Raw genomic sequence first — 21,903 nt, 5'->3', positions numbered from 1 at the left:
TGGCCCGCGACTACGAAACCCTTCCCACCCGCTCCGAAGCTTTGGTGAACCTCGCCATGACCGACCTCATGGCCCGCCGCCTCACCGGCGAGAACACCATCTCCTGGCGCGACCCGAAGAAAACCGCAGAACACCCGATTCCGGGATGAAACATCGGACGAAAACGACCTCTAACGAGCTCATGCATGGTTGGCAATGCGGTGCTGGGGCTTGAACCCTGATCATGTTCGTGTGGTGGGGAGCGGGTCTCGTGCAGCGATCATCAGCGATCGGCGGATCACAGGGCTGTCGCCGGATGTGATCGCCGAACTCGTCGTCGAGATCGGTCCTTTATCGCATGATCAGCACCAGGCGAAGCTGGAGTCAAGGCCACGCAAGCGGGCCGTAGGCGCCGGTGCAAAGCACCAGCTGGTCTTCGTCGACCAGCGCGTGGATCGCGCCGACCTCGCACGGCAGGAAACTCCGGGACAGGCACGGGGATCGAGGGGCGCACCCGACTCGCCCACCGATAGGGCAAGTTACAGAAGCAAGGCCGCTTGCGGCGTCCACGAGACCCTTGTGGGCGGCACGGGAGCAGGCCAGGAAGATGCCGCTCGTCGGAAGACATGTACGTCACCCTTCACACTTCCCATGTGCCCGACCGGCCAGGGCCTGGAAGTGTGCCGATCCGCCTCGGGTAGGGGCGCGTCCCACCGATACGGGGGAGACGGCCGGGACCAGGGAGGGACGCCTGGCTGCGGCAGGGGGCGACGCGGGCCTCGATGCCTGCCGGGTCCCAGCTGCCGGCGGCGTACGGGTCGACCGGCGGGAGCGCGTCGAGCAGCGGGGCGGCGTCGGCGAGCCGCATGGACGGGCAGGGTTCCTCGGCCAGGAGGCGGGCCGTGATCGGGCCGGGGGTGCCGAAGTCGATGACCAGCTCGTTGCTCCGGCCGCCGGCGGTGGTGCGGGTGTCCAGCGGGAACATCCGCAGGACCGGCTCGTGCAGGCCGAGCGTCACCACGTGCCGGCCTGCGGCCAGGGCCTTGCCGGTGCGGAAGTGGAACGCGACCTCCGCCCACCGCCAGTTGTCGATGCCGGCGCGGCGCCGCGCCGCGAAGGTCCCGGTGTCGGAGGCAGGGTCGACGCCCTGCTCCTCGCGGTAGCCGGTGTACTGGCCCCGGACGACGTGGGCGGGGTCCAGCGGCCGCATGCTGTCGCGCGGAACAGGACAATGACGTGGTCCGCGGGAGGACCGTCGTCGGAGCGTGGGGACTGGACGGGCGGCTGGGGCATGGGGCCTCCCTCGTCCGCGCCCGGGCCGTCCGGCGCCCCGAGCCCGTCCGATCCGGTGGCGCGCCCGGGGCCGTACCGCGGTCGGGCTGGTGGGCGTACGGCGTCAGGAGGCCGTCCGCTCGGCAGGTCAGGCCGGTACGGCCTCGGCGGCGTCCGGAGGCCTGCCGGTACGGCAGGACCGTCACCGCGGCCGCGCCGTCGCGCAGACGGTCGAAGTGTGCGGCGTGGTGCGGGGCGGCCAAGGACGTGATCGACGGCACGCTCACCGAGATGCTGCTCGCCGCCGCCGTCCTGACCTCTGGTGGCAGGTGTCTTCGTAGCCGCCCTCATGCGGCGAGTCGCGCGCTGCGCGGCGTATACGTGCACACTTTTCCGTGAGGGGCAAGACTGGAGGGGGAGTTTCGCCTTACAAGGGAGCATCAATGGATCCGACATTCCTGTACGACGCGAATCTGAGGCTCGAAGTCGACTCGCCGGAATGGTCCGCATTCGTCGGGACGTACGGAATTCACGTCACGGGATATCGCGGCGACATGGCTCCGCTCACGAAGCAGCTGGAAATCCACGCGGCGACATTCTCATACCTTCCCGTGCTGAACTACTTCCACCTGCGCAATGACCCCACGTACGCGCCGATCGCCAGTGCCGTCTACGCGGCGGACGGCACCACCGGCATCCCGAGCCTGCTCGTCGTCCCCGCGCACAGCACCGTCACCACGGCCGCTGATCTTCGCGGCAAGAGGCTCGCCATAGCCCACCGCTTCTGCACGACGAGCTTTCTCGCACCGGCTCTGCTGGTTCACGACCTGGGGAGCCGGATCGACGAATTCTTCGGCGAACTCGTGACCACGTCGCCCTACGAGGGTCAGGTGGAGGCGGTCGTGACGGGTTCGGCGGACGCGACCTTCATCCAGGAAGACGTGTGGCTGAAGGACCCGGCCAACGCCGAGAGAACTCGCGTGATCGCCCGGAGAGACCACCTGCCGACCCCCCTCTTCATCGCCGGCAAGGAGGCTCCGCCTCAGCTGCGCTCGGCTGTCCTGGATTTCCTGCTGAGCTACAGAACGCCTCGGAAGGACTCGGTGCTTTTCTCCGGATTCGCTCCGTATGACGCCTCGGCGGTCGAGAGGACGTTCCGGATCGCCGAGGACGCGATCGCCTGCTGATTCCGGACCCCAGCGCTCACCTCGCTCCGCCACCCGGTCCGTCGGCACCCTCGACGGCCGTAGCCGCCCGTCACACCTGTCGGCGGGGCTCCGCTCCTGAGATCCGGACCGCAGGTGCGGATGGTCCGTACGGGCGGATCGCGGGCGGGGAGCGGGGAGGGAACCCGGCGCTGCGGGGCGGGGGGTGTGAGGCTGGCGCGGATCGTGCCCCGCGGCCGGGAGGAAGAAGCATGCGGATCCGTTCGCACCGTGGACATCACCGGGCGGCCCTGATCGCCGCCCTGCTCTCGGTCGCCGTGGCGGCCGGGACCTGGCAGGCCTCGGGCGACCCCGGGCCGGGCGGGGGCGCGCAGGTGCGGCGCGGCGGGGTGGTCCGCGGCGGCAGCGGTCCCGTGCCGGGCGCCGAGGTGACCGTGTACCAGGCGGGCACCCGCTTCGGCGAGCGTCCCCGTCGGCTGGGCGGGGCCGTCACGGACGTCGGGGGCCGGTTCCGGGTGGCGTACGCGGAGCCCCGGGACCCGGGTGCCGTGGTGTACGTGACAGCCGACGCCGCTCCCGCGGACGGAGCCGCCGGAGGTTCCGGCCGGGGGCACGCCGCCCTTCCCGTACGGTTCGCGGCCGTGCTGACCGGTGCGCCGGAAGGGCCCGGACGGCCGCTCGCCGTCACCGAGCGGACCACGGTCGCCGCCGGGTTCGCGCTGGCCCAGTTCACGCGGGACGGCGGTTTCGCGGGCCCCTGGCCGGGTCCGCGCAATGCCGCGTCTGTTGCGCACAACCTCGCGGACGTGACGACCGGCGGCATCTCCCGCTTCCTGGCGGCCCCGCCCAACGGCGGGCAGACGTCGACCCTGCGGGCCTTCAACTCCCTTGCCGACGCGGTCGCCGCGTGCACGGCGCGGACCCGGGGCTGTTCGGAGCTGTTCGCGGCGGCCCGGCCGGCCGGCGGCGAGCGGCCCCGCGACACGCTGCAGGCGGTGGCGGACATCGCCCGCGCGCCGGGCACACACCCCGACCGCGTGTTCACGCTGGCGCGCAGCCGCCCTGTGTACCTGCCCGCGCTGGACGCGGCGCCCGCGGCATGGACCCTGGCACTGCGTTACGAGGGCAACGGTCACGAGGTCGACGGGCCGGGGAACATCGCGTTCGACCGGGGCGGCGACGCGTGGATCGTCAACAACTACGTCTACGGCGCGGATCCGCACGACCCGGTCTGCGGAGGCCACGAGCTGCTGCGCCTGCGCCCCGACGGCCGAGACGCGCCCGGCGCTCCGTACGCCGGCGGAGGCCTGTACGGAGCCGGATACGGGGTGGCGATCGGCCGCTACGGTGACGTGTGGGCGGCGAACTTCGGCTTCCAGGGACAGGGCTGCGCCCTGGACCCGGACCCGCTGTTCCGCAGCGTCTCGCAGTTCGACGCGCGCGGGCGGACGCTGTCCCCGCCGCAGGGGTGGCGCCAGGGGGACTACGTACAGCCGCAGGGCGCCCTCACCGGGCGCGACGGCACCCTGTGGGTGGCCAACTGCGGCAGCCGCAGCGTCACCCGCGTCCCCGACGGGCGGCCCGGGCGGGCCCACAACATCCCGGTCGGCGGCGGCGCGCTGGTGAAGCCGTTCGGAGTGTCGCTGGACGGCCGGGGACGGGCCTGGGTCACGGGCAACGGCAGTGACAGCGTGGCCGTGTTCGCCCCTGACGGGAGCCTGGAGCGCACCGTGACCGGCGGCGGGCTGCGGCGGCCGCTCGGGATCGCCTCTGACAGCCTCGGAAACCAGTGGGTGTCGAACAGCGGTGCCGTTCCCGTGCCGTGTGAGGACGGCACCGCCCAGGAGATGGCGGACGCGGTGGGCCCGGCGGGCGGGCCGCCCGCGGCCGGAGCCTCGGTGACCCTGGTGCGGCCGGACGGGTCGACGCCGGCCCAGCCGTTCACCACGGGAAGCCTGACCCTGCCCTGGGGGATCGCCGTCGACGGCTCGGACACGGTGTGGGTCGCCGACTTCTCCGGGCAGCGGGTGACCCGGCTGTGTGGAGTGCGCACCCGGGCCTGCCCGCCGGGACACCGGACGGGCCAGCCCATCTCACCCGCATCCGCCGGGTACGGCTTCGACGGGCTGGTCCGCAACACGGGGGTGCAGATCGACCCCTCGGGGAACGTGTGGCTGACCAACAACTGGGAGCTGGTGCCGGTCCAGACGAACCCGGGCGGGCACCAGCTGGTGCTCTTCGTCGGGCTGGCCACTCCGGTGCGCACCCCGCTGATCGGGCCGCCCCGACCGCTGTGACGCGTCTGCCGTGGCCGGCGTCACCCGGCTCGCGATCGGGCGTGGCCCGCGCGGGGCCGGAGTACGGGTGCCCGGCGGGCGGGAAGTCACCGGAAGGCGGCGGCGTTGCGCGAGGCCCAGTCGGCGTAGGGGTGCGCCGGGCGGTTCAGGACCTGCCCGGTCACAGCCGACCGCCGGCTGACGGCCGACCGGACCGCGCTCCCCGTCCACGACGGTCCCGACACCGTACTGCGTACCGCGCGGCCCCCGCCGGGCCGGCCGGCCGCCCGCCGCGCCCGGCGGCCGGGATACCCGGCCGTGCCGGCCGACGTGCTCATCGGCGCTGCCGGGCAGCGGCAGGACCCGGGACACCTGGGCAGGCGCCGACCCGCTTCAAGGGAACCATCATGGGAACCGGAACCGACTCCTACCGCCTCGCCGGCACCTGAGCCCGAGCCGAGGAGTCGGCAAAGGCCGGCTGACCGCTTCCGCTGCCCACCTCGACGACCGGACTCCCGCCCGACAGCGGTTCGAAGCCGTCGGCCTGCTGTTCCGCGCCGCCACCGTCGCCGAGCGCCACCTCGCCGAGGCCTGGCCGGCCAACCCGCCCCCGGCCGCCCAGGCGCCGCCCCGCCGCCGATGGGTCGGTTCGAGCCGGCGTACACGGGTGGAGTCCACGGGTACGCCGGGAGGATGGCGACGCACATGTGGTCCGGGACGGTGGACGGCTTCGATCCCGTGGAGCTGCGCTACCCGGTGGAGTCGCTGTACGACGGCACGTACTACGCCTCCGAAGTCGTGGGGCAGGGCGTACCGTCGATGGTCTTCCGCGGCATCGAATACGGCGGGCGGCCACGCCTGGCCAAAATGGAACTGCAGACCGATGGCTGGGAGGCCAAGGTGAAGCGGCGGAGCCTGGCCGTGAGCCGGCACGGCCGCGCCCTGCGGATCGACGTCGCAGGACGCTCGTACCGGTACCTGTCCGTGGGCGGACGAAAGAAGCACGAACTGCGACGTGAAGGCGCATTCACGAACCGCCCTGTGAAGTGGTTGTTACGTCTGAACGCGTCGGCGGCGGTAGTAGGAGAGGGCGACCGCTGCCACCAACGGGCCCCAGGCCAACAGCGGTGCGTAGCAGACAACCAGCAACCAGTCCTTGGCCGGCGAACCCATGGAGGGGTTGGAGCCGAAGATGGCGACGAGTCCGCCGTAGGTCGTGATTGCGATCAAGGCCGCCGCACCGAGCAGCGCCGGTATGACAGCTGCCGATGGGGCGACCCGCCGTCCGCCCAGCAGCGGGATCCAGCGGGGCACGGTCTCACCCCACGGCTGGATGAGACCGAGCGTCAGCAGCGCAACGCCTTCGGAGACGAGGGTCAGCAACGTGATGTACGCCGGTTCCCACCAGAGGAGGGGGCCGTTGTTGTCCACCGGGAGCCCCGCGACCAGAGCGATCCGCCACAGCCCGGAAGGCAGTGTGATGATGGGCACGAGATGGGCCGAAATCCGCGCCCACCGGGGCACATTTGGCAACGTTCTGGTGAGCACTCGTCTCCGCTCCCGGATTTCGGGGCCCTGCTTCAGCATGCGGCGTCCTTCACCTTCCTGGGAATTGCGCTGTCGTCCGGGGACGAAGACGCGAGCGAGTCTGCACTGCCGCGTCCATTGAGGACCTCACCGCCCGCCTCGGCGCACCCGACGCGGAGACCGAAAACCTGCCCATCACACGCAAGACCCTCCTGAACACGCCAGCGCCGGAGCCCGCCGCCGATCCGCCGCTGGACGGTCCCGGGCAGGTGGTGGAGTGGGTCAGGCCGCCTCGAGCGGAACGATCGTGCGGGGGCGTGATTCCCGCTCGTCGTAGGTGACGTCTACTCCCGCTTCCTGAACGGCGGCGAGCCCCGCGATCCGTGCTTCCTCGGACTCCCACTGCACGATCGAGATCACCGCGTCGCCGGACACCCAGCACTCACCCGAGAGACATCCCGGTGTGCGCAGCATGACCTCGCGGACTTGGTGGACGCGCGAGATGAACTCATCGCGGTGGGCAGGATGCGGATAGTGGTACGCCACCATTCCTATCTTCACGATGCTCTCCTTCGCTCGGGATCGCCGCAGGCGTTATACGCTTGCGTATAAGTAAGACTAGATCGAATGTACGGTTGCGTATATTCGGTGGATGAGTGAGGTGGGACACATCGTGGGCGCTCCCCGGACACCGCGCGACAGATGGGTGGAGGAAGGCCTGCGGGCGCTGGCCGACGGCGGTCCCGACGCCGTGAGGGTCGAGGCGCTGGCGAAGCGGCTCGGCGTCACCAAGGGCGGGTTCTACGGGCACTTCGACCACCGCGACGCTCTGCTGGAAGCGATGCTCGACACCTGGGAGCGGGAAAGCACCGACGAGGTGATCGAGCGGGTCGAGCGCGAGGGCGGCGACCCCGAGACCAAGATCCGGCGTGCGGGCGTGCTGACCTTCTCCAGTGACCGGCTGCTTCCCATCGACCTCGCGGTCCGCGACTGGGCCCGGCGTGACCAGGCGGTCTCCGAGCGCCTGCGGCGGGTGGACAACCGGCGTATGGCCCTGCTGCGCGAGATGATCGGCACCTTCTGCTCGGATCCCGACGAGGTCGAGTCCCGCAGCCTGATCGCCTTCTGCATGGCGATCGGACAGCACTCCCTCGCCGCCGACCATGAGGGGCGCACCCGGGCCGAGGTTCTCGACCGTGCCGCCAGCCTGATCCTCAACCCCTGAATCCCGAGCAGTCCTCGATCAGGGACGGTCCGGCGGGTCAGGGACGGAGCCAAAGGCGTACCTGAAGGCCCTGCCAGGCCGACATCGCCCGGCACGGCCTCGCCGGACATGTCCCGGCACACCTCGGCGGCCGGCCGCAGTGTCAGACACGAACACAAGATTCCAACAGCCGATCCCGGGCCTTGGCCGGGTCCGTGGTCACGGGGACGAGCGTCCAGAAGGCCGTCAGCCCGTACTCCTCGAAGCGCGCGGACACGGTCGGCCAGCCGCCGGCTCTTCGGGGGCGACCCCGTGGCGAAGCGGCTATGTGACATGCCGCGATGCGCCGTTCGTTGGGAGGCGGTCGGCTCGTCACCGCCACGGGCGCTTCTCGTCGGCTCTCGCGCAGCGCGTCTCAACGGTCGCGGCAACGACGGCAGCAGAGACGGCCAGGAGCCCGACGGCGAGCGGCAGTCTGACGTTCACGCCCGTCAGAGAGCCGGCCAACGCCGTTCCAGCGGATCCAGACGTGATCTTCAGTGCCGCGACCCAGATGAAGACCTGGCTGCGTGCCCTGCTCGGTGCGTATTCGGTGCGGGCTGCGAGGGTGGAGGCGAAGAAGAAGGCGTTGAGGATCCCGGTGAGCGCGTAGGCCGCGACGGACACCGCGAAGGCGGGGCTCGCCGTGACGGTGAGGAGACCGGCGACGACGCCCAGGGCGAGGCGGCGCATCAGCCGGTCCGGGGCGCCGGTGAGGGGGAAGAGCATGACGGCTACGGACCCGGTGAGATTGCCGAGGCCGTAGGCGGCGGTCAGTACCGCAGCGGTGGCCGGCTCGATGCCGAGGATCTTCGTCATGTGGACTGCGGTGATCGGCAGTGCGGCAACACTCAGGGCGACGATCATCGTCAGGTAGACGGTGCGGCGAAGGCGGCCGGTGCGGGCGATGAGCGCCAGGGTCGCTCCGGGCTTGAGGACCGCCTTCTTGTCGCCGCCGTGGGACGGCGCGGTGAACGGCAGGAGCAGGACGCCGCCTGCCGCCGTGGCCGCCCCCACCGCGAGTGCGAGGGCAGCCGCGGCGGGTGAGGCCCAGGCGGACAGGGCGGCCACCAGGGACGGCCCTGCGGTGCCGCCGATGCCGTAGGTGGCCACGTCCCAGCCCTGGGCCCGCCGCTGGGTGCGCTGTCGCGGTCCGACGATGGCGGGCAGCCGGCTGCTGATCCCGCCGGTCAGCAGCGGTCCGCAGGTACCGGCCGCGGCCAGCGTCAGCCCGGTCAGCGCTGCGGGGACGTGACCGTACGTCAGTACCGCTGCCGTGAGGGCGGTGGCGTACAGCAGGCAGGCCGCCGCGATGACCTTCCGGCCGTCTTGGGCGAGGTCCAGGGGCCGGGCGACGAAGGGGCCGAGCAGGTGCGGGGCGGTGATGCAGGCGCCGAGTGCTCCGGCGAGTGTCCCGGAGCCTCCGGATGCGGTGACGAGCAGGACGACGGCGACCACGGCTCCGCCGTCGGCGGTGCGGGCGAGGGCCGCGGCGATGACGTAGCGCGCCAGGCCGCCGCTGCCTCTTCCGGACGTGGCCGGGGCTCCCGGCGTGGTCGGTGTGGCGGCTGTGTGCTGCTCGTGGCTCATGTGGTCGGTGCTCAGGAGGTGAGCCGGAGGGCGTCCAGTGTGGCGACGACTTCGCGGCGGGCGGTCTCGTCCAGTCCTCGCAGGGGAAGCGGCAGGTTCGGTTCACCTGTCAGGCCGAGGTGGGAGGCGGCGGCGGACATGACGCGCAGGCTGCGGTGACGGCGGAACAGCGCCCACAGCGGTTCGAGTCCTTCGGACAGTTCCGTGGCCGTTGCGGCCTGTCCGGCCTGGGCGGCGCGGGTGAGGGCGAGGGCGGTCTGCGGGAAGGTGCCGCCGAGGACCGAGTACCAGGCGTCGCACCCGGCGTTCAGGCCGCGGGCTGCCATCCAGTCGCCGCTCACCCCGATGGTGACCGTGTCGGGGATCAGCGCGCGCAGCGCGTCGACGCGGAGCTCGGCCTGGCGCGGGTCGTCGGGCACGCCGGGGATCTTGATCGAGCCGATGTTCGGCAGCTGCGCGATGCGGCCGTGCAGTTCGTCGGTGAAGTGCACGTGCGTGGTGCCGGGGTTGTCGTACACGCACAGCGGCACGGAGAGCTCGCGGGTGACGTCCTCGTACAGGCCGAACACCTCGTCCTCGGTGAGCGGCTGATACGTCATCGGGGCGAGCAGCACGCCCGAGGCGCCCGCCTTCTGCGCGTCCTCGGCCAACTCCAGCACGTGAGAGGTGCGCAGCGCGCCGATGCCGACGATGACCGGTGTCCCGTCGGCGGCCTCGACCGCGGTCTTCGCGGCGTGCGCGCGCTGCTCTCGGGTGAGGTAGGCGTAGCCGCCGGTGGAGCCGAGGGCGCCAATGGAGTCCACGCCGGCGGCAGCGAGGCGGGCGACAAGCGCGGCGTACGCCGCTGTGTCGATGCCCTGCTCGCTGGTAGGGGTGAGGGGGAAGGCGCTCAGGCCGCGGAACACGATGGCTCTCCTTGCAGTGGGTGGGAAAGTGGGTGGGAGGGGGTGAGCTTTAGTCGGCCGCAGAGCGCAGTTCGGCGACGACCTCGGCGAGTTCGGCGGCGAAGGTGTCGGCCTGCGGCTCGGTGATGGTGGAGGCGGTGATCCGGATCGCGCCCTGGCGGGGGGCCGGGTCCGGGGCGAAGAGGTGGCCCGGCCGCACCGCCCAACCCCGCTGCGCCAGGGCCGTGACCGCGGCCCGTTCGTCGACGTCGAGTTCGATCCAGACGTTCAGGCCGTCGGGCCGGTGCGGCACGTCGATGCCGTGGGCGTGCAGCCGCTCGACGAGCAGGCCGCTGCGCTGTGCGTAGACCTCGCGGGCCCGTTCGTGGAGTTCGTGGACGCGCGGGTCGAGGAGGAGTTCGCGGGTGATGTGCTGCAGTAGACGGCTGACCCATGTGGTGCCGGCGCTCAGCCGCGCCTCCAGGCGCGCGGCGGTCTCGGCATCGGCGGCGACGAGGGCGAGACGCAGGTCCGGTCCGAGGAACTTGGACACGGACCGCACCAACGCCCAGCGTGTGCTGCTCGGTGGCGTGACCCGGTGGTACGGCCGCGCGGAGACCGCTGAGAAGTGATCGTCTTCGATCACGAGGACCTGGGGGTGCTCCGCCAGGATCGCCCGCAGGTCGGCCGCCCGTTCCTCGGTGAGACTCGCACCGGTCGGGTTGTGGGCCCGGGGAGTACAGACGACCGCGCGGGCACCGGCCTGAAGGGCGGCCCGCAATGCGTGGGGGCGCATGCCGGCGCCGTCGACCCTGACGGGCGCCGAGCGGTAGCCGTTCAGCCGCAGGGTGCCGATGCTCGCGAGGAAGCAGGGGTCCTCGATCGCCACCAGATCCCCGCGGGTGAGGTGAGCGTTCAGGAGCCGTTCGGTGGCATCCACCGCCCCGTGCGTCACCAGCGTGCGGAACGGAAGATCGACGTCCTCGGCGAAGTCCTCACGCGCCCAGGCATCCAGCCCGGCGTCGTTGGCGGGCACGCCGTACAGCGGCTGGATGTACTCCCCTCGCCGGGCAGCGGCCAGGAGGTCGGGCAACAGCTGCGGGTCGGAGTTGCCACTGGCCAGGTCGACGTGGTCGCCACCGACGGCGACGCCCTCCCGCGCGAGCTGCGGCACCGCCGCGATCACCGTGCCTCCACGGCCCCGCGTCTCGGCCACGCCCGCCTCGACCAGCCGCCGGTAGGCAAGTGCGACCGTGTTCCGGTTGACTCCCAGCTCAGCCGCGAGCACCCGCACCGGGGGCAGACTCGCGTGCGGGACCAGCTCGCCTGCTGCCACCTGGTCCCGCACACTCCCTGCGATCTCGGCCGCGGTTGTGCCCATGATGCCCACGTGATCGCTCCACCAGAAGAGAAGGATTGGATACGTCCTAGGCCAAAGTTTGTCCTATGCCAAACATACGTCACGTCACGTCTCGTCGTCGAGGCCAATGTCCCTCAACGGGCTCTGCGTCGGCCGCCCGAACGTCGCCAAATCCGTTGGAACGACGATGCGGCGGCGCGGGTGTGGGCGTAGCCCTGGCAGCGGTCGCAGTCCGGGACGGGGGTGATCGGGTGGGGGTACGAAGGCGCCTTGCTGGGGGTCGCGGGCGTCCTCACGGACCAGGCCTCGGCCCTCTTCGGCAGCCGGCCGTCGCTCGGGCTGCTGAACGCGATCTACGGCAAGGCCCACGCCGCCGCCCCGCACGCGACCGGAGCACCGCTCTCGCTCTGGACGAGCGGGGACGGCGCAACTTCGACACGGCCGGCTCGTACGCGCAGACCTCCGCCTACGCCGTGCCCTGGTGGCGGCCGAACGAGTTCCGGGTCGCTGCTCCTGGCCCGCCTCGGCACAGAACGCGCCTCCGACCGACGCTCAGGACCAAGCGCCGGCCGAACTTCCTGCGACCCTGCCCCGTATCAGGGGTAGATGCTCGCCCGCTTCCTGTCGAAGCATTGTCAGAAATCGAAGTCCCACCTCTGGTTGGCGCGGAAGTCATCGTTGCAGTCCCAGATCTGCAGGACGGCGCCCGCCCGGGGAGCATGCCGCCAGTCTGGGTTGCGGGCATCCAGGCACCGACCGCTCCACGCGTTCACGAGCTCCATGCTGTCTTCAGGCGGCGAGTAGCTGATCCGCGGTGTCCAACACTCTCCCCAAATGGGGTGATTGCGCTTATTTCCACTCTCCCATAGGACGGAATGCGGCGCGCGGGAGCGGCCCGGTCCTCCCATCCCTGCGCCGGATCCACACCCACCGGGCAGCGTCGATCACCTGCCGGCGATCACGCCGCCGCCCACCCCTCCGAGGCGTCCTGACCGGCAGCAACGGCTCGATCCGCGCCCACTGGGCATCAGTCAACGACACGCATATCCCAACGATTCCGATGATCCTCGCGGAACGGCCCAGCCCCTCGGCGGTGTTGAAGGGGTAGGCGGCGGGGGTGGTGTCGGTGGCCAGCGCCAACCAGGCGCTCCTGTTCTGCTGCCGGACCTGCCCTTATCCTTCCCGGCCGTGTCCCGGCCTCGCCCCCGCCGGGGGGAACGCCAGGCCCGTGGGCGTGTTGAGACCGGTGAAGCCGAGCGTCACCTGCCCGCCCCCGGACTCGCGGACGCGCACCACCCGGTTGCCGAAGCCGTCGGCCACGTACAGGTGGCCGGTGCCGTCGAGCGCCAGCCCGAGCGGTGAGTTCAGGCCGCTCGTGGCCACGGTGCTCTGCGTGCCGCCGGCCGCGCCCAGCTTCACCACGCGGTTGTTGCCGCTGTCGGAGACATAGAGGTCACCGGCGGCGTTCAGGGCCAGTCCGGTCGGCTGGGACAGGCCCGTGGCGGGCACGGTGCTCTGGCCGCTGCCGTCCACGGCCACCCTGACGACCCGGTCGTTGACGAAGTCCGAGACGTACAGGTGCCCGCCGGGTGCCCACGCCAGCCCCCAGGGGTGCAGCAGGCCGGTCGTGGCCACCGTCGTCTGGCCCCCGCCGTCGGCGGCGATCTTCACGATCCGGTCGTTGAAGCTGTCCGCGACGTACAGGTTCCCGGCCGGGTCGACGGCGAGCCCCAGCGGGCGCGACAGCCCGGTCGTGGGGACGACCGACTGCTCCCCGCCGCCCGGCGGCAGGACGACCACCCGGTTGTTGCCGGTGTCGGAGACGTAGAGCCGGCCCGCGGCGTCCCACGCCATGCCGGTCGGCCGCACCAGCCCGTCGAAGGGCACCGTGACCTGGTCGCCGCCGTCCGCGGGCAGGGCCAGCACCCGGTTGTTCCCGTAGTCGGACACGTAGAGCGCGGGGCCCGCGGGCGACCGTCCGCCACCGGACAGGGGCGCGGCGCCCGCCGTGGCCGCGGGCAGTGCGCACAGCAGGAGCAGGCCCGCGGCAGCGGCCAGCCCCCGCACCCACCTGCGCGCGCCCGCGCGTCTGTCGGCCGCCCGCGCGTCCGTCGTCGTCGCCCCGGCCGTCATGCGTTCCACGGCTCACCCACCTGCGCTCCCGGCGGCCGGCCCGCTGCCGTGGCCCCCTCTGCCCCGCCGACCCTAGGAACCGGCTCCCGCCGGAGCCCGGGAGCCACGCCACCGGTCGTGCGCCCCGCCACCCGAATGCCCGGCGGGGGACGCGTCAGCCCGTGGGCAGGTCGAGCCCGGCGTAGACCTGGTTGAGCACGGTGGGCAGCAGGGCCTGGGCGGTGGTCCGGCCGTCGGGCGACAGGGTCAGGTTCGTCCGGACGACGAGGGTGACGTCGTTGGCGGGGTCGTGGCCCATGAACGAGTTGAAGCCCGGCAGCTCTCCGCCGTGGTAGTGGATCGCGGCGTTCGGGCCGAGCCGCTGCTCGGCGATGCCGTAGCCGTACTTCTGGCCGTGGGGCGCACCCGGGTCCTCCGCCTGCGGGGCGGCGGGCCACTGCCGCTGTGCCGCCGGGCCGAGGACCTTCCCCGTGACCAGCGCCTTGATCCAGCCGGCCAGGTCCTGCGCCGTGGAGACGGCAGCTCCGGCGGCGGTGGCGTAGGACGGCTTCTGCCGGGTGTAGTCGGCCGGCGGGAGCCGGCCCGCCTCGGCGGCCTCGCGCAGGGCGGCCGGGTACGGCTGGTCGACCAGGGCGTAGCCCGTGCCGCCGTACATGTGGCCGTGCGCGTACGGCTCGGTCAGGGACCGGTCGTGGATGCCGGGCAGGCAGGTGCCCGAGAGGCCCAGCGGGGTGAAGAGCCGGTCCTGGAACTGGTCGGCGAGCGGACGGCCGCCCGCCTTCTCCGCGACGGGGCCGAGCAGGGCGTAGTTGGTGTTGGAGTACGCGTACCGCGCGTCCGGCGCGAAGTCCGGCGGCCGCCGGAAGGCGATGTCCCGCACGTCCTGCGGGGTGTAGGCCTTCCCCGGGTCGGCGTCCAGGGCGGCGGCGAGTTCGGGGGCGTCGGTGTAGTTGTAGAGCCCGCTGCGCATCTTGAGCAGTTCGGCGACGGTGATGCGGGCGCCGTCGGGCACGCCCGGAACGTACGCGGAGACCGGGTCGGTCAGCTTCAGCCTCCCGTCCTGCGCCAGCGGCATGATCAACGCCGCGGTCATGGTCTTCGTGGTGGAGGCGATCCGGAAGCGGTCCCGGGCGTCCGGGGCCGTACGGTGCCGCGCTCGGTGGTGCCGACGACGGCCCGGTAGGTGCCCTGCGGGGTGCGGAGCAGGACGAAGGCCCCGGGCACCTTGAGCTTCTCCGCCATGCGCGCGACGGAGGCCTGGAGAGCGGCCGGGTCGATGCGCTTCAGCAGGGAGGGAGCGGCGGAACGGGACGCACCGGCCGCCGGGTCCGGTACCGGCTCCGCCCACCCGCCGGGCCGGGCCGTCGTCGCCGACGGCGCGTACGGAGGTCCGGAGGAAACGGCCTATGCCGCCGCCGGGTTCCAGCGCCGTTCGGCGCGGGTGTGCGCGGGGTTGTCGCTGCCGACAGGTTCGGTGCGGTGGGCGTTGTTCCGGGTGCCATGGCTCCTCCGGTGCCCGGCGGGCACGCTGGAGGGCGTTCGGGGGGTACGGCCGTACCGGCCCGCCCGGACCCTTCCGGGGGCGGCTCGGCTTCCGCCGCCGCTTCCGCGGCGCCCGACTCCCTGTCCGGGCCGGGGCGCCGCCACCTGATCCGGGCGAACGGAGTGCTGTGTCCAACCGCTTCCTGTCATGTGTCACCGGCCGGCGTGCCGGTGCGGGCGCGATGCCCCGCCGGCGCCGGCCATGGCTGCTGACCACGGCCGCCGTGCTGCTCGGCCTGGTCGCCGTGCTGGTCACCGTGGTGATGACGGTCCCCATCGGGACCACGGCGACCGCTCTGATCACCTTGGGCGTCGACGGCGCACAGGAGGTCACCCTGGTGCTGCTCGTGGCCGGAGCCGGGCTGGCACTGCTCGCGTGGCGCCGGCGGGCGCGGGTGGCCGTGCCCGCCGCGGGTGTGTGCGCGGCGCTGATGCTGGTGATGACCGCCGTCCCGGCCGTCACCCTGTGGCGCACCGCGTCCGCGCTGGGCGTCCACGTATCCCTCGGCGACTACCTGTGGCACGGGCTCTCCCCCGGTTCCGGGCGTCCGAAGGACGCTCGGACTCTCGTCTACGCGAGGGTCGACGGCGTCGCGCTGGAGCTCGACTACCTGCCCGCGCACGGCGCCGCCCGCGCCGGTGCCGGACACCCGGCCGTGGTGTACGTGCACGGCGGCGGCTGGAAGATCGGCAGCCGCGAGGACGGCTATCCGTGGGGCCGGTGGTTCACCGACCGGGGCTACGCCGTCTTCACCATCGACTACCGGCTGCTGCCGCATGCCGACTGGCAGACCGGCCCCGGCGACGTGAAGGCGGCGGTCGGCTTCGTCCGTGACAACGCCGCCCGCTTCGGCATCGACCCGTCGGACATCACCCTGTTCGGCGAGTCGGCCGGCGGACACCTCGCCCTGATGGCCGCCTACACGCAGGGCGACCCGCTGTTCCCGCCCACCAACCCGCACGCGGACACCTCCGTGCGGACGGTCATCAACTTCTACGGCACCACGGACTTCGACGACGCCCTCGCCCACTCCACCGCTCCGGGCCTGATCCGCGACGCCACCCGCGCCTACATCGGCGGCACCAGGGAGCAGCAGCCGGCCCGCTGGTACGCCTCCTCGCCGCTGCGCCACGTCCGGCCGGGGCTGCCGGCCACGCTGAGCGTCCACGGGCAGGACGACCGGCTCATCCCGCCGTCCCAGGCACACCTGCTCGATGAGGCGTTGGCACGGGCCGGTGTGCCGCACCGCAGCGTCACGTTGCCGTGGGCCAGCCACCTGTTCGACCTCACCCGGGGCAACCCCGCCACCCAGATCGCGGGCGGCGTGATCGAGCGGTTCGAGCGGCAGAACGCCCGCTGAACCCGCCGGCCGCACGTGCCGCCCCGGGCTGCCTCCGGGGATCAGCCGGAGTTCTCCCTCGTCTGGAGGCGGCGGACCGCCCACCAGAGGGTGAGGGCGTCCTCGGTGCGGGCCGGGTCGAGGCCGGTGGAGGCCGTGAGGGCGCGGATCCGGTACCGCAGGGTGTTGGCGTGGACGAAGAGGGCGGCGGCGGCCTGGTCGGCGTTGGAGTCGGCGGCGAGGTAGGCGTCGACGGTACGTACCAGGGTGGTACGACGCTCACCGGACGTGTGGCCGAAACACCGGGCGACGAGCTGATCACCGACCGCCGGAAGGGCCAGGACGGCCAGGTGGAGCGGGAGCTCGCCGGTCCGCACGCACCGTCCGAGGGCGAAGGCGACGGCCAGCTCGTCGCAGCGCTCCGCCTCGGCCAGTGACTCCCGGAGCCGGGCCAGCGGGCGTGCCGGGCCCAGGCCGGCCGGCAGGGTGACCCGGGCCGGGAGCGGGCCGGTGGTCAGCCCGACGACCCGGTCGGTGCCCGGCTCGGCCAACAGGACGGCGGTGTGCGGGCGCAGGGCCCGTTCCACGGCGGCGATCGTACGGTCCTTCCCCGGCCGTGCGTGGCAGACGTGGTACTCGGCGCGCAGATCGAGGCCGAGCGTCGTGGCCGCGGTCGCCAGGTACTCCGTGGGCAGGTCACCGGTGAGCAGCTGCCGCAGGAGCAGGGTGCGGTGCTCTTGGGCTGCCTGGGCCTTCTCCAGCTCCCGTGCCCGGTGCCCCTGGACCACCGCCGCCGACAGCCGGTCGCAGCAGGCCCACAGGTCCCGTGCGAGTTCGAGTCCCGCCTGAGAGGCGTCGACACGGCGGATCTCTTCGTAGAGGGCGTCGAAGGCGCACCGGGTGGTCAGCCGGAAGGCCTCCAGCAGCGGCTCCAGCCCGACGCCCTGCTCGGCACGGTGGGCGCCGAAGGCGGCGAACTGTGCCTGCTCGGCGGCGGTGGCGCCGCGTCCCTCGCGCAGGAAGGCGACGACCGGCGCCAGTACGGCGAGCAGTTCGGCGCGCACCTGGTCGGCGTCGTGGGCGTGGTAGGCGGGGATCTCACGGACGACGGTGGCTGCGGCACCCGCGGCGATGTCCCCCAGTGACAGCGCGGCGAGGACGCGTCCGCGCTGTTCCCGGGCCTGTGACTCGGCTTCTTTGTCCACGTGGACAATTCTGGCCCTGGGCCTGCCGTCGCGGCGCGGTCGGGGTGCAGGCGGTGCCGGTGGGCGTGCGGGCACGGCGGGAGGACGACACGGGCCCGGCCCCCGCTGGGGGACCGGGCTTCGATGTGTCGCGGCCGGTCAGAGCTTGCGGATCGCGCCGTCGGTGCGCAGGTCCGCGAGGGCCGGGTAGCCGTCGACGGCCATGATCAGGTCTGCCTCGGCGAGCAGCGAGCGCAGCACGTGCACGATGCCGTCGACTCCGCCGACCGCCAGGCCGTAGGCGTACGGGCGGCCCACGCCCACCGCCGTGGCGCCCAGCGCCAGGGCCTTGACGACGTCGGCGCCGGAGCGGATGCCGGAGTCGAACAGGACGGGCAGGCCGTCGGCGGCCTCGACGACGCCGGGCAGGGCCTCCAGGGCGGGGAGGCCGCCGTTGGCCTGGCGGCCGCCGTGGTTGGAGCAGTAGACGGCGTCGACGCCGCCGTCCCTGGCGCGCCGGGTGTCCTCCGGGGAGCAGATGCCTTTGAGGATGATCGGCAGCTGGGTGAGTGACCTGAGCCAGGGCAGGTCTTCCCAGGTCAGCGGGTTACCGAAGATGCCGACCCACTCCCCTACGGCGGCGCGCGGGTCCTCCTCGGGGGCCTTGGCCAGGCGGGCCCGGAACACCGGGTCGGAGGTGTAGTTGGCCAGTGCGTGGCCGCGCAGCTGCGGGAAGTTGCTCGCGGCGAGGTCGCGTGGACGCCAACCGGTCAGCCAGGTGTCCAGGGTCACCACGATGCCCTTGAACCCGGCGGCCTCAGCCCTGTGCACGAGGCTCTGGGCGAGCGCCCGGTCGGTGGGGGTGTACAGCTGGAAGAAGCCGGGAGTGTCGCCGAACTCGGCGGCGACCTGCTCCATCGGGTCGACGGTCAGGGTGGAGGCGACCATGGGCACACCGGTCCTCGCCGCCGCGCGGGCCGTCGCCAGGTCGCCGTGCCCGTCCTGCGCGCACAGCCCGATCACCCCGACCGGCGCCATGAACAGCGGTGACGGCAGCTTCAGCCCGAAGAGGTCGACGCTCATGTCCCGCTTGGTGGCGCCGACCATCATCCGCGGCATCAAGCCGTACCGCTCGAACGCGGTGACGTTCGCCCGCTGGGTGAACTCGTCCCCGGCCCCGCCGGCCACATAGGAGAGCACGGCGGGCGGCAGCGCCGCCCGGGCCCTCCGCTCCAGTTCGGCGAAGTCCATCGGCATGGTGGGGAGCACGCCGGAGAGCCCGTCGAGGTAGATCTCGTTCTGGAAGTCCCCGTACTGGCCCTTGGAGTTCGTGTCCACTCTGATCGCCGTCCTTCCGCTCCGCGTCCGACCCGGGACCGTCCCGGGGCGACACGTCCCACCGTGCCAACCCGGACGCGCGACGGCCATGTCCTCGGGACCAGCGGACGTGAGGCCGGGTTTGTCGCGGCGGACAGGTGCGGCACGCGCGGGTCGGACGGGACGACTGCTCGGTCACGGTGTGATCCCGAGTGGGGCCGCGGTGTCGGGTCGGTTCGCCTGTAGACATCGGGTTCGCCGCAGGAGGGCAAACAGGTCACCGTTGCCGGCGTCCGCGAAGAAGAGCAGCGGATCGAACGGCATGCAGTGGGTGGCGAGCTCATCGTCATCACGAAGGGTCCGTTCTCGGAGGCGATCCGCTCGGCAGAATCCCTACTGGCGTGAGCCGACGCCGACCACAGGGCCGGCTCCCCGCGCATCTCGTGGACCAGCCGATGCCGGACCCGTCGCCGTGCGTCGTCTCGACGCCCATGCGGGCGTGGAGGCTCTGGTCGATCGCTCCTTTTCCGTGTCGCGCGGAGGCGTCTGTCCGGTCGAGCACCGGTGCGGGTCCGTACCCGGCACCTCACCCGCCAGGGGTGATCCCCCGCCCCCGCGCCGTGCCTACGCTCGTGGCCGTGTGAGGGGCCCCGGACCCGTTCCGGCCTTGAGACAGGAGTGGACGACGTGACCACAGAGACCACCGACCCGGCTCACGAACTGGGTCCCATCGACTACCTGGTCGTCGAGTTCCCCGGCAGCCACCTGACCGGTGAGGGGATGCCCTTGCTGGTCGACCTCGTCGACCGCGGCATCATCCGGATTCTCGACCTGGTCTTCTTCACGAAGGACGAGACCGGCACGGTGCGCGGTCTGGAACTCGCCGATGTGACGGGCGACGGCCGGCCCGACCTCACCGTCTTCGAAGGGGTCTCCTCGGGGCTGCTCGGCGACGACGAGATCACCGAGGCCGGGTCCCTGCTGAAGCCGGGGGATTCCGCCGCCGTGCTCCTGTACGAGAACCTGTGGGCCGCGCCCCTGGCCGCAGCTCTGCGCCGCGCCGACGCCAGAATGATCGCGAGCGGGCGCGTGCCGGTCCAGGACATGCTCGATGCGCTCGACGCGCTCGAGAACGCCGGCTGACGCCCTCTCCCTCCCCCCGTTCTCCCCATTTCCCCGTCCGCCCCTACCAAGGCAGGCAACCATGCCCGGACTCCTTCGCGGCATCGCACGCACCGCCGTCGTCGCCGGAACGGCCACGGCCGTGTCCAACCGTGTCAGCCGCCGCCAGGCGGGCCGCTGGGCCCAGCAGGCCGAAGCCCAGGACCCCTCCGCGCAGGCTCCCCCGGCTCAGCAGCAACCGCCGCCCCCCGCCCCCGCCGCTGTCGGCATGGATGACAAGATCGGCCAGCTCAAGGAGCTCGCGGAGCTCAAGGAGCAGGGCATCCTCACCGAGGAGGAGTTCGCCGCGCAGAAGGCGCGCATCCTCAGCAGCTGACCGCAGCAGCTGACCGCGTGGTCCACCGCGGGCCGGCCGCCGCAGCCGTAGGCGGCCGCCACGCGCCTGCGGACCGGTCAGTCCGAGCGGCGCCGGCGGCGGTGGTGCCACAGCGCGCCCGCCAGCACGGACGAGACGATCAGGACGATGCCCACCACCGGCCACACGCTTCCGGCCATCCGGACCTCGAAAAGACGGACGGAGAACACCAGGAGGAGAGGAAGCAGCACGAATGCCACGGCCCGGGCGGCCGCGGCCAGCATGCCGGGGTCCAGGCGGGGAGCCGCGCCGCGCGACGGCGCCGGCAGCGGGGTCTCGGTGAGGTAGTACGTCGCGGCCCGGTCCAGCACCTGGCGGGTCGCCCGGCGGTACGACAGCGCCATGTAGGGCAGCCACACCAGGGGGGCGACCGTGCCCACCAGGAAGGTCACGCCCAGGAGGGCCCAGCGGCCCAGCATGACGAGGCGGTCCCGCACGCCGGGGCGGCCGCCCGTACGGCGGGGCGGCATCAGCCCGAGGAGTTTGGCCATGCGAAGGACCAGCGAGGCCAGTGCGGGGAACCGGCGGCGCCGCGGGCCGTCGTCACGCGGCTCGGGCCTTCGGCGGTCGCCTCCCCCATCCGCCCGCAGGGCCCGCTCCGCGGTGTCCGCGTCCGGGTAGACCCCCTGGAGCACCAGGAGTTCGGCAGCCCGCCTCGGCGCCGTCGGATCGTGTCCGGCGAGCGCGGCCAGCTCCAGCATCGTGCGGGCCTGGCTCAGGAGCGCCGCGCAGAACGCGACCGGGATGAAGACGAGGAAGGGGCCGCCGACGAAGGCCCCCTCGCTGACCGTCCTGCGGATGCCGCGCTCGACGGCCTCGGCACCGAGCGAGGCGGTGTCCGCGCCGGGCCGGTCGGCCCGCAGCCGGGCCACGCTGCGTGCGGCACGCGGTCCGGCGTGTCGCAGCGCGAAGTCCGCGAGCAGTTCGGGCAGCCGCTCCGGCCGGCGGACAGCGGCGCGCAGGAGGACTTCGGGCGCTCCCTCGGGAGTGGCCACCGCGGCCCTCCGTTCTTCCCGCCCGCTACGCACCGTCGCCCTCAGTGGGACGCGAGGACCTTCGACTTGGCCTGCTCGTACTCGGCGGGGGTGATGTCGCCGTGGTCGCGCAGTGCGGCCAGGCTGGCCAGCTCCGAGCCCGTCGTCGGCGCGGACGGAGCGCTCTCGGCCGCCTGCCTCACGTAGGACCGGAAGGCCTGCTCCTGCTCACGCACCTGCTTCCGGTCGCGTTCACCCATGCCGCGGCCGCGGGCGAGGAGGTACACGAAGACGCCCAGGAAGGGGAGGAGGCAGACGAAGGCGGTCCAGCCGGCCTTCCCCCAGCCGCTCAGGCCGTCATCCCGGAAGACGTCCGAGACGATCTTGAAGAGCAGGAAGAACCACATGACCCACAGGAAGAAGTAGAGCATCGTGAGGAATGCGTCGAGCAGTGGATAGTCGTTCATGTCGGCCTCCGTCGGGCCGTCGGGCCGCCTCCCCGAGGCCGGGGCGGCATCTGCGTGTGCCGGTCCAGCCTCCCCCTTTCACCGGCCGTCCGCATCACCCGCTCCGGGTGGA

20 protein-coding genes and 2 pseudogenes are annotated in these 21,903 nt (G+C 72.5%); 7 read left to right on the top strand and 15 right to left on the bottom strand.

Annotated elements, in window-relative coordinates:
• A pseudogene (locus ACQKM2_RS12845) lies at window positions 1-149 on the top strand (IS5 family transposase); the annotation flags it as partial.
• 470 nt (window positions 150-619) lie between these two features.
• Here the strand turns inward: ACQKM2_RS12845 and ACQKM2_RS12840 are convergent.
• The gene (locus ACQKM2_RS12840) at window positions 620-1,189 is read right to left on the bottom strand and encodes a hypothetical protein (protein WP_427708994.1); all 570 of its coding nucleotides are present in this window, start codon (window positions 1,187-1,189) and stop codon (window positions 620-622) included.
• 505 nt (window positions 1,190-1,694) lie between these two features.
• Here ACQKM2_RS12840 and ACQKM2_RS12835 point away from each other — a divergent pair.
• Together ACQKM2_RS12835 and ACQKM2_RS12830 are read left to right on the top strand one after the other, a co-directional pair.
• Window positions 1,695-2,438: a phosphate/phosphite/phosphonate ABC transporter substrate-binding protein gene (locus ACQKM2_RS12835; protein ID WP_427708992.1), complete on the top strand. Its 744-nt coding sequence runs from the start codon at window positions 1,695-1,697 to the stop codon at window positions 2,436-2,438.
• A gap of 230 nt (window positions 2,439-2,668) precedes the next feature.
• Window positions 2,669-4,714, top strand: coding sequence for a hypothetical protein (locus ACQKM2_RS12830; protein WP_427708990.1), 2,046 nt, complete (start codon window positions 2,669-2,671; stop codon window positions 4,712-4,714).
• A 1,032-nt stretch (window positions 4,715-5,746) separates the two neighbouring features.
• Here the strand turns inward: ACQKM2_RS12830 and ACQKM2_RS12825 are convergent.
• Complete coding sequence (locus ACQKM2_RS12825) at window positions 5,747-6,280, bottom strand: hypothetical protein (protein ID WP_427708989.1); 534 nt, start codon at window positions 6,278-6,280, stop codon at window positions 5,747-5,749.
• A 222-nt stretch (window positions 6,281-6,502) separates the two neighbouring features.
• Window positions 6,503-6,781 carry an antibiotic biosynthesis monooxygenase family protein gene (locus ACQKM2_RS12820; protein ID WP_427708987.1) on the bottom strand — a complete coding sequence of 93 codons (279 nt, stop codon included), beginning with the start codon at window positions 6,779-6,781 and terminating at the stop codon, window positions 6,503-6,505.
• Between the two features lie 91 nt (window positions 6,782-6,872).
• On the opposite strand from ACQKM2_RS12820, the gene ACQKM2_RS12815 reads away from it, so the two are divergent.
• Complete coding sequence (locus ACQKM2_RS12815) at window positions 6,873-7,445, top strand: TetR/AcrR family transcriptional regulator (protein WP_427708985.1); 573 nt, start codon at window positions 6,873-6,875, stop codon at window positions 7,443-7,445.
• Window positions 7,446-7,796: 351 nt separating this feature from the next.
• Here ACQKM2_RS12815 and ACQKM2_RS12810 read toward each other — a convergent pair whose 3' ends face one another.
• From ACQKM2_RS12810 to ACQKM2_RS12780, 7 genes are all read right to left on the bottom strand, one after another.
• Window positions 7,797-9,053, bottom strand: coding sequence for an MFS transporter (locus tag ACQKM2_RS12810; RefSeq protein ID WP_427708984.1), 1,257 nt, complete (start codon window positions 9,051-9,053; stop codon window positions 7,797-7,799).
• Window positions 9,054-9,064: 11 nt separating this feature from the next.
• Window positions 9,065-9,958, bottom strand: coding sequence for a dihydrodipicolinate synthase family protein (locus tag ACQKM2_RS12805; protein ID WP_427708982.1), 894 nt, complete (start codon window positions 9,956-9,958; stop codon window positions 9,065-9,067).
• A gap of 49 nt (window positions 9,959-10,007) precedes the next feature.
• A complete protein-coding gene (locus ACQKM2_RS12800; protein WP_427708980.1) occupies window positions 10,008-11,318 on the bottom strand; it encodes an aminotransferase class I/II-fold pyridoxal phosphate-dependent enzyme in 1,311 nt (436 codons plus the stop codon).
• Between the two features lie 828 nt (window positions 11,319-12,146).
• Window positions 12,147-12,338, bottom strand: coding sequence for a transposase (locus ACQKM2_RS12795; RefSeq protein ID WP_427709004.1), 192 nt, complete (start codon window positions 12,336-12,338; stop codon window positions 12,147-12,149).
• A 132-nt stretch (window positions 12,339-12,470) separates the two neighbouring features.
• Window positions 12,471-13,430: a virginiamycin B lyase family protein gene (locus ACQKM2_RS12790; protein ID WP_427709003.1), complete on the bottom strand. Its 960-nt coding sequence runs from the start codon at window positions 13,428-13,430 to the stop codon at window positions 12,471-12,473.
• A 154-nt stretch (window positions 13,431-13,584) separates the two neighbouring features.
• Entirely contained in the window at window positions 13,585-14,523 is a 939-nt protein-coding gene (locus ACQKM2_RS12785) for a serine hydrolase domain-containing protein (protein WP_427708978.1), read from the bottom strand.
• Window positions 14,520-14,672, bottom strand: coding sequence for a hypothetical protein (locus ACQKM2_RS12780; protein ID WP_427708976.1), 153 nt, complete (start codon window positions 14,670-14,672; stop codon window positions 14,520-14,522). The genes ACQKM2_RS12785 and ACQKM2_RS12780 overlap by 4 nt, the downstream gene beginning before the upstream one ends.
• 482 nt (window positions 14,673-15,154) lie before the next feature.
• Here ACQKM2_RS12780 and ACQKM2_RS12775 point away from each other — a divergent pair, with 482 nt between their 5' ends.
• Window positions 15,155-16,333 (top strand): alpha/beta hydrolase fold domain-containing protein, encoded by a 1,179-nt coding sequence (locus ACQKM2_RS12775; protein ID WP_427708974.1) that lies wholly within the window; start codon window positions 15,155-15,157, stop codon window positions 16,331-16,333.
• Window positions 16,334-16,374: 41 nt separating this feature from the next.
• Here the strand turns inward: ACQKM2_RS12775 and ACQKM2_RS12770 are convergent, their stop codons facing one another.
• The 3 genes and pseudogenes from ACQKM2_RS12770 to ACQKM2_RS12760 form a co-directional block, all read right to left on the bottom strand.
• Complete coding sequence (locus tag ACQKM2_RS12770; protein WP_427708972.1) at window positions 16,375-17,517, bottom strand: PucR family transcriptional regulator; 1,143 nt, start codon at window positions 17,515-17,517, stop codon at window positions 16,375-16,377.
• A 138-nt stretch (window positions 17,518-17,655) separates the two neighbouring features.
• The gene (locus ACQKM2_RS12765) at window positions 17,656-18,834 is read right to left on the bottom strand and encodes an alpha-hydroxy-acid oxidizing protein (protein ID WP_427708970.1); all 1,179 of its coding nucleotides are present in this window, start codon (window positions 18,832-18,834) and stop codon (window positions 17,656-17,658) included.
• 427 nt (window positions 18,835-19,261) lie between these two features.
• Window positions 19,262-19,375 (bottom strand): annotated as a pseudogene (locus tag ACQKM2_RS12760) (class II glutamine amidotransferase); the annotation flags it as partial.
• Window positions 19,376-19,500: 125 nt separating this feature from the next.
• Here ACQKM2_RS12760 and ACQKM2_RS12755 point away from each other — a divergent pair.
• Together ACQKM2_RS12755 and ACQKM2_RS12750 are read left to right on the top strand one after the other, a co-directional pair.
• Entirely contained in the window at window positions 19,501-19,956 is a 456-nt protein-coding gene (locus tag ACQKM2_RS12755) for a DUF6325 family protein (protein ID WP_427708969.1), read from the top strand.
• Between the two features lie 61 nt (window positions 19,957-20,017).
• On the top strand, window positions 20,018-20,311 hold the full coding sequence (locus ACQKM2_RS12750) for an SHOCT domain-containing protein (RefSeq protein WP_427708967.1): 294 nt from the start codon (window positions 20,018-20,020) through the stop codon (window positions 20,309-20,311).
• Window positions 20,312-20,388: 77 nt separating this feature from the next.
• Here the strand turns inward: ACQKM2_RS12750 and ACQKM2_RS12745 are convergent, their stop codons facing one another.
• Window positions 20,389-21,345 carry a hypothetical protein gene (locus ACQKM2_RS12745; protein ID WP_427708966.1) on the bottom strand — a complete coding sequence of 319 codons (957 nt, stop codon included), beginning with the start codon at window positions 21,343-21,345 and terminating at the stop codon, window positions 20,389-20,391.
• Window positions 21,346-21,386: 41 nt separating this feature from the next.
• A complete protein-coding gene (locus ACQKM2_RS12740) occupies window positions 21,387-21,791 on the bottom strand; it encodes an SHOCT domain-containing protein (RefSeq protein ID WP_427708964.1) in 405 nt (134 codons plus the stop codon).
• Between the last annotated feature and the right edge of the window lie 112 nt (window positions 21,792-21,903).

Origin of the sequence: Streptomyces sp. NPDC004126 (genome assembly GCF_050275515.1) — a bacterium.
GTDB lineage: Bacteria > Actinomycetota > Actinomycetes > Streptomycetales > Streptomycetaceae > Streptomyces.
The sequence above is the reverse complement of the archived record's forward strand: the minus strand, read 5'-3'. Positions and strand labels throughout refer to the sequence as shown.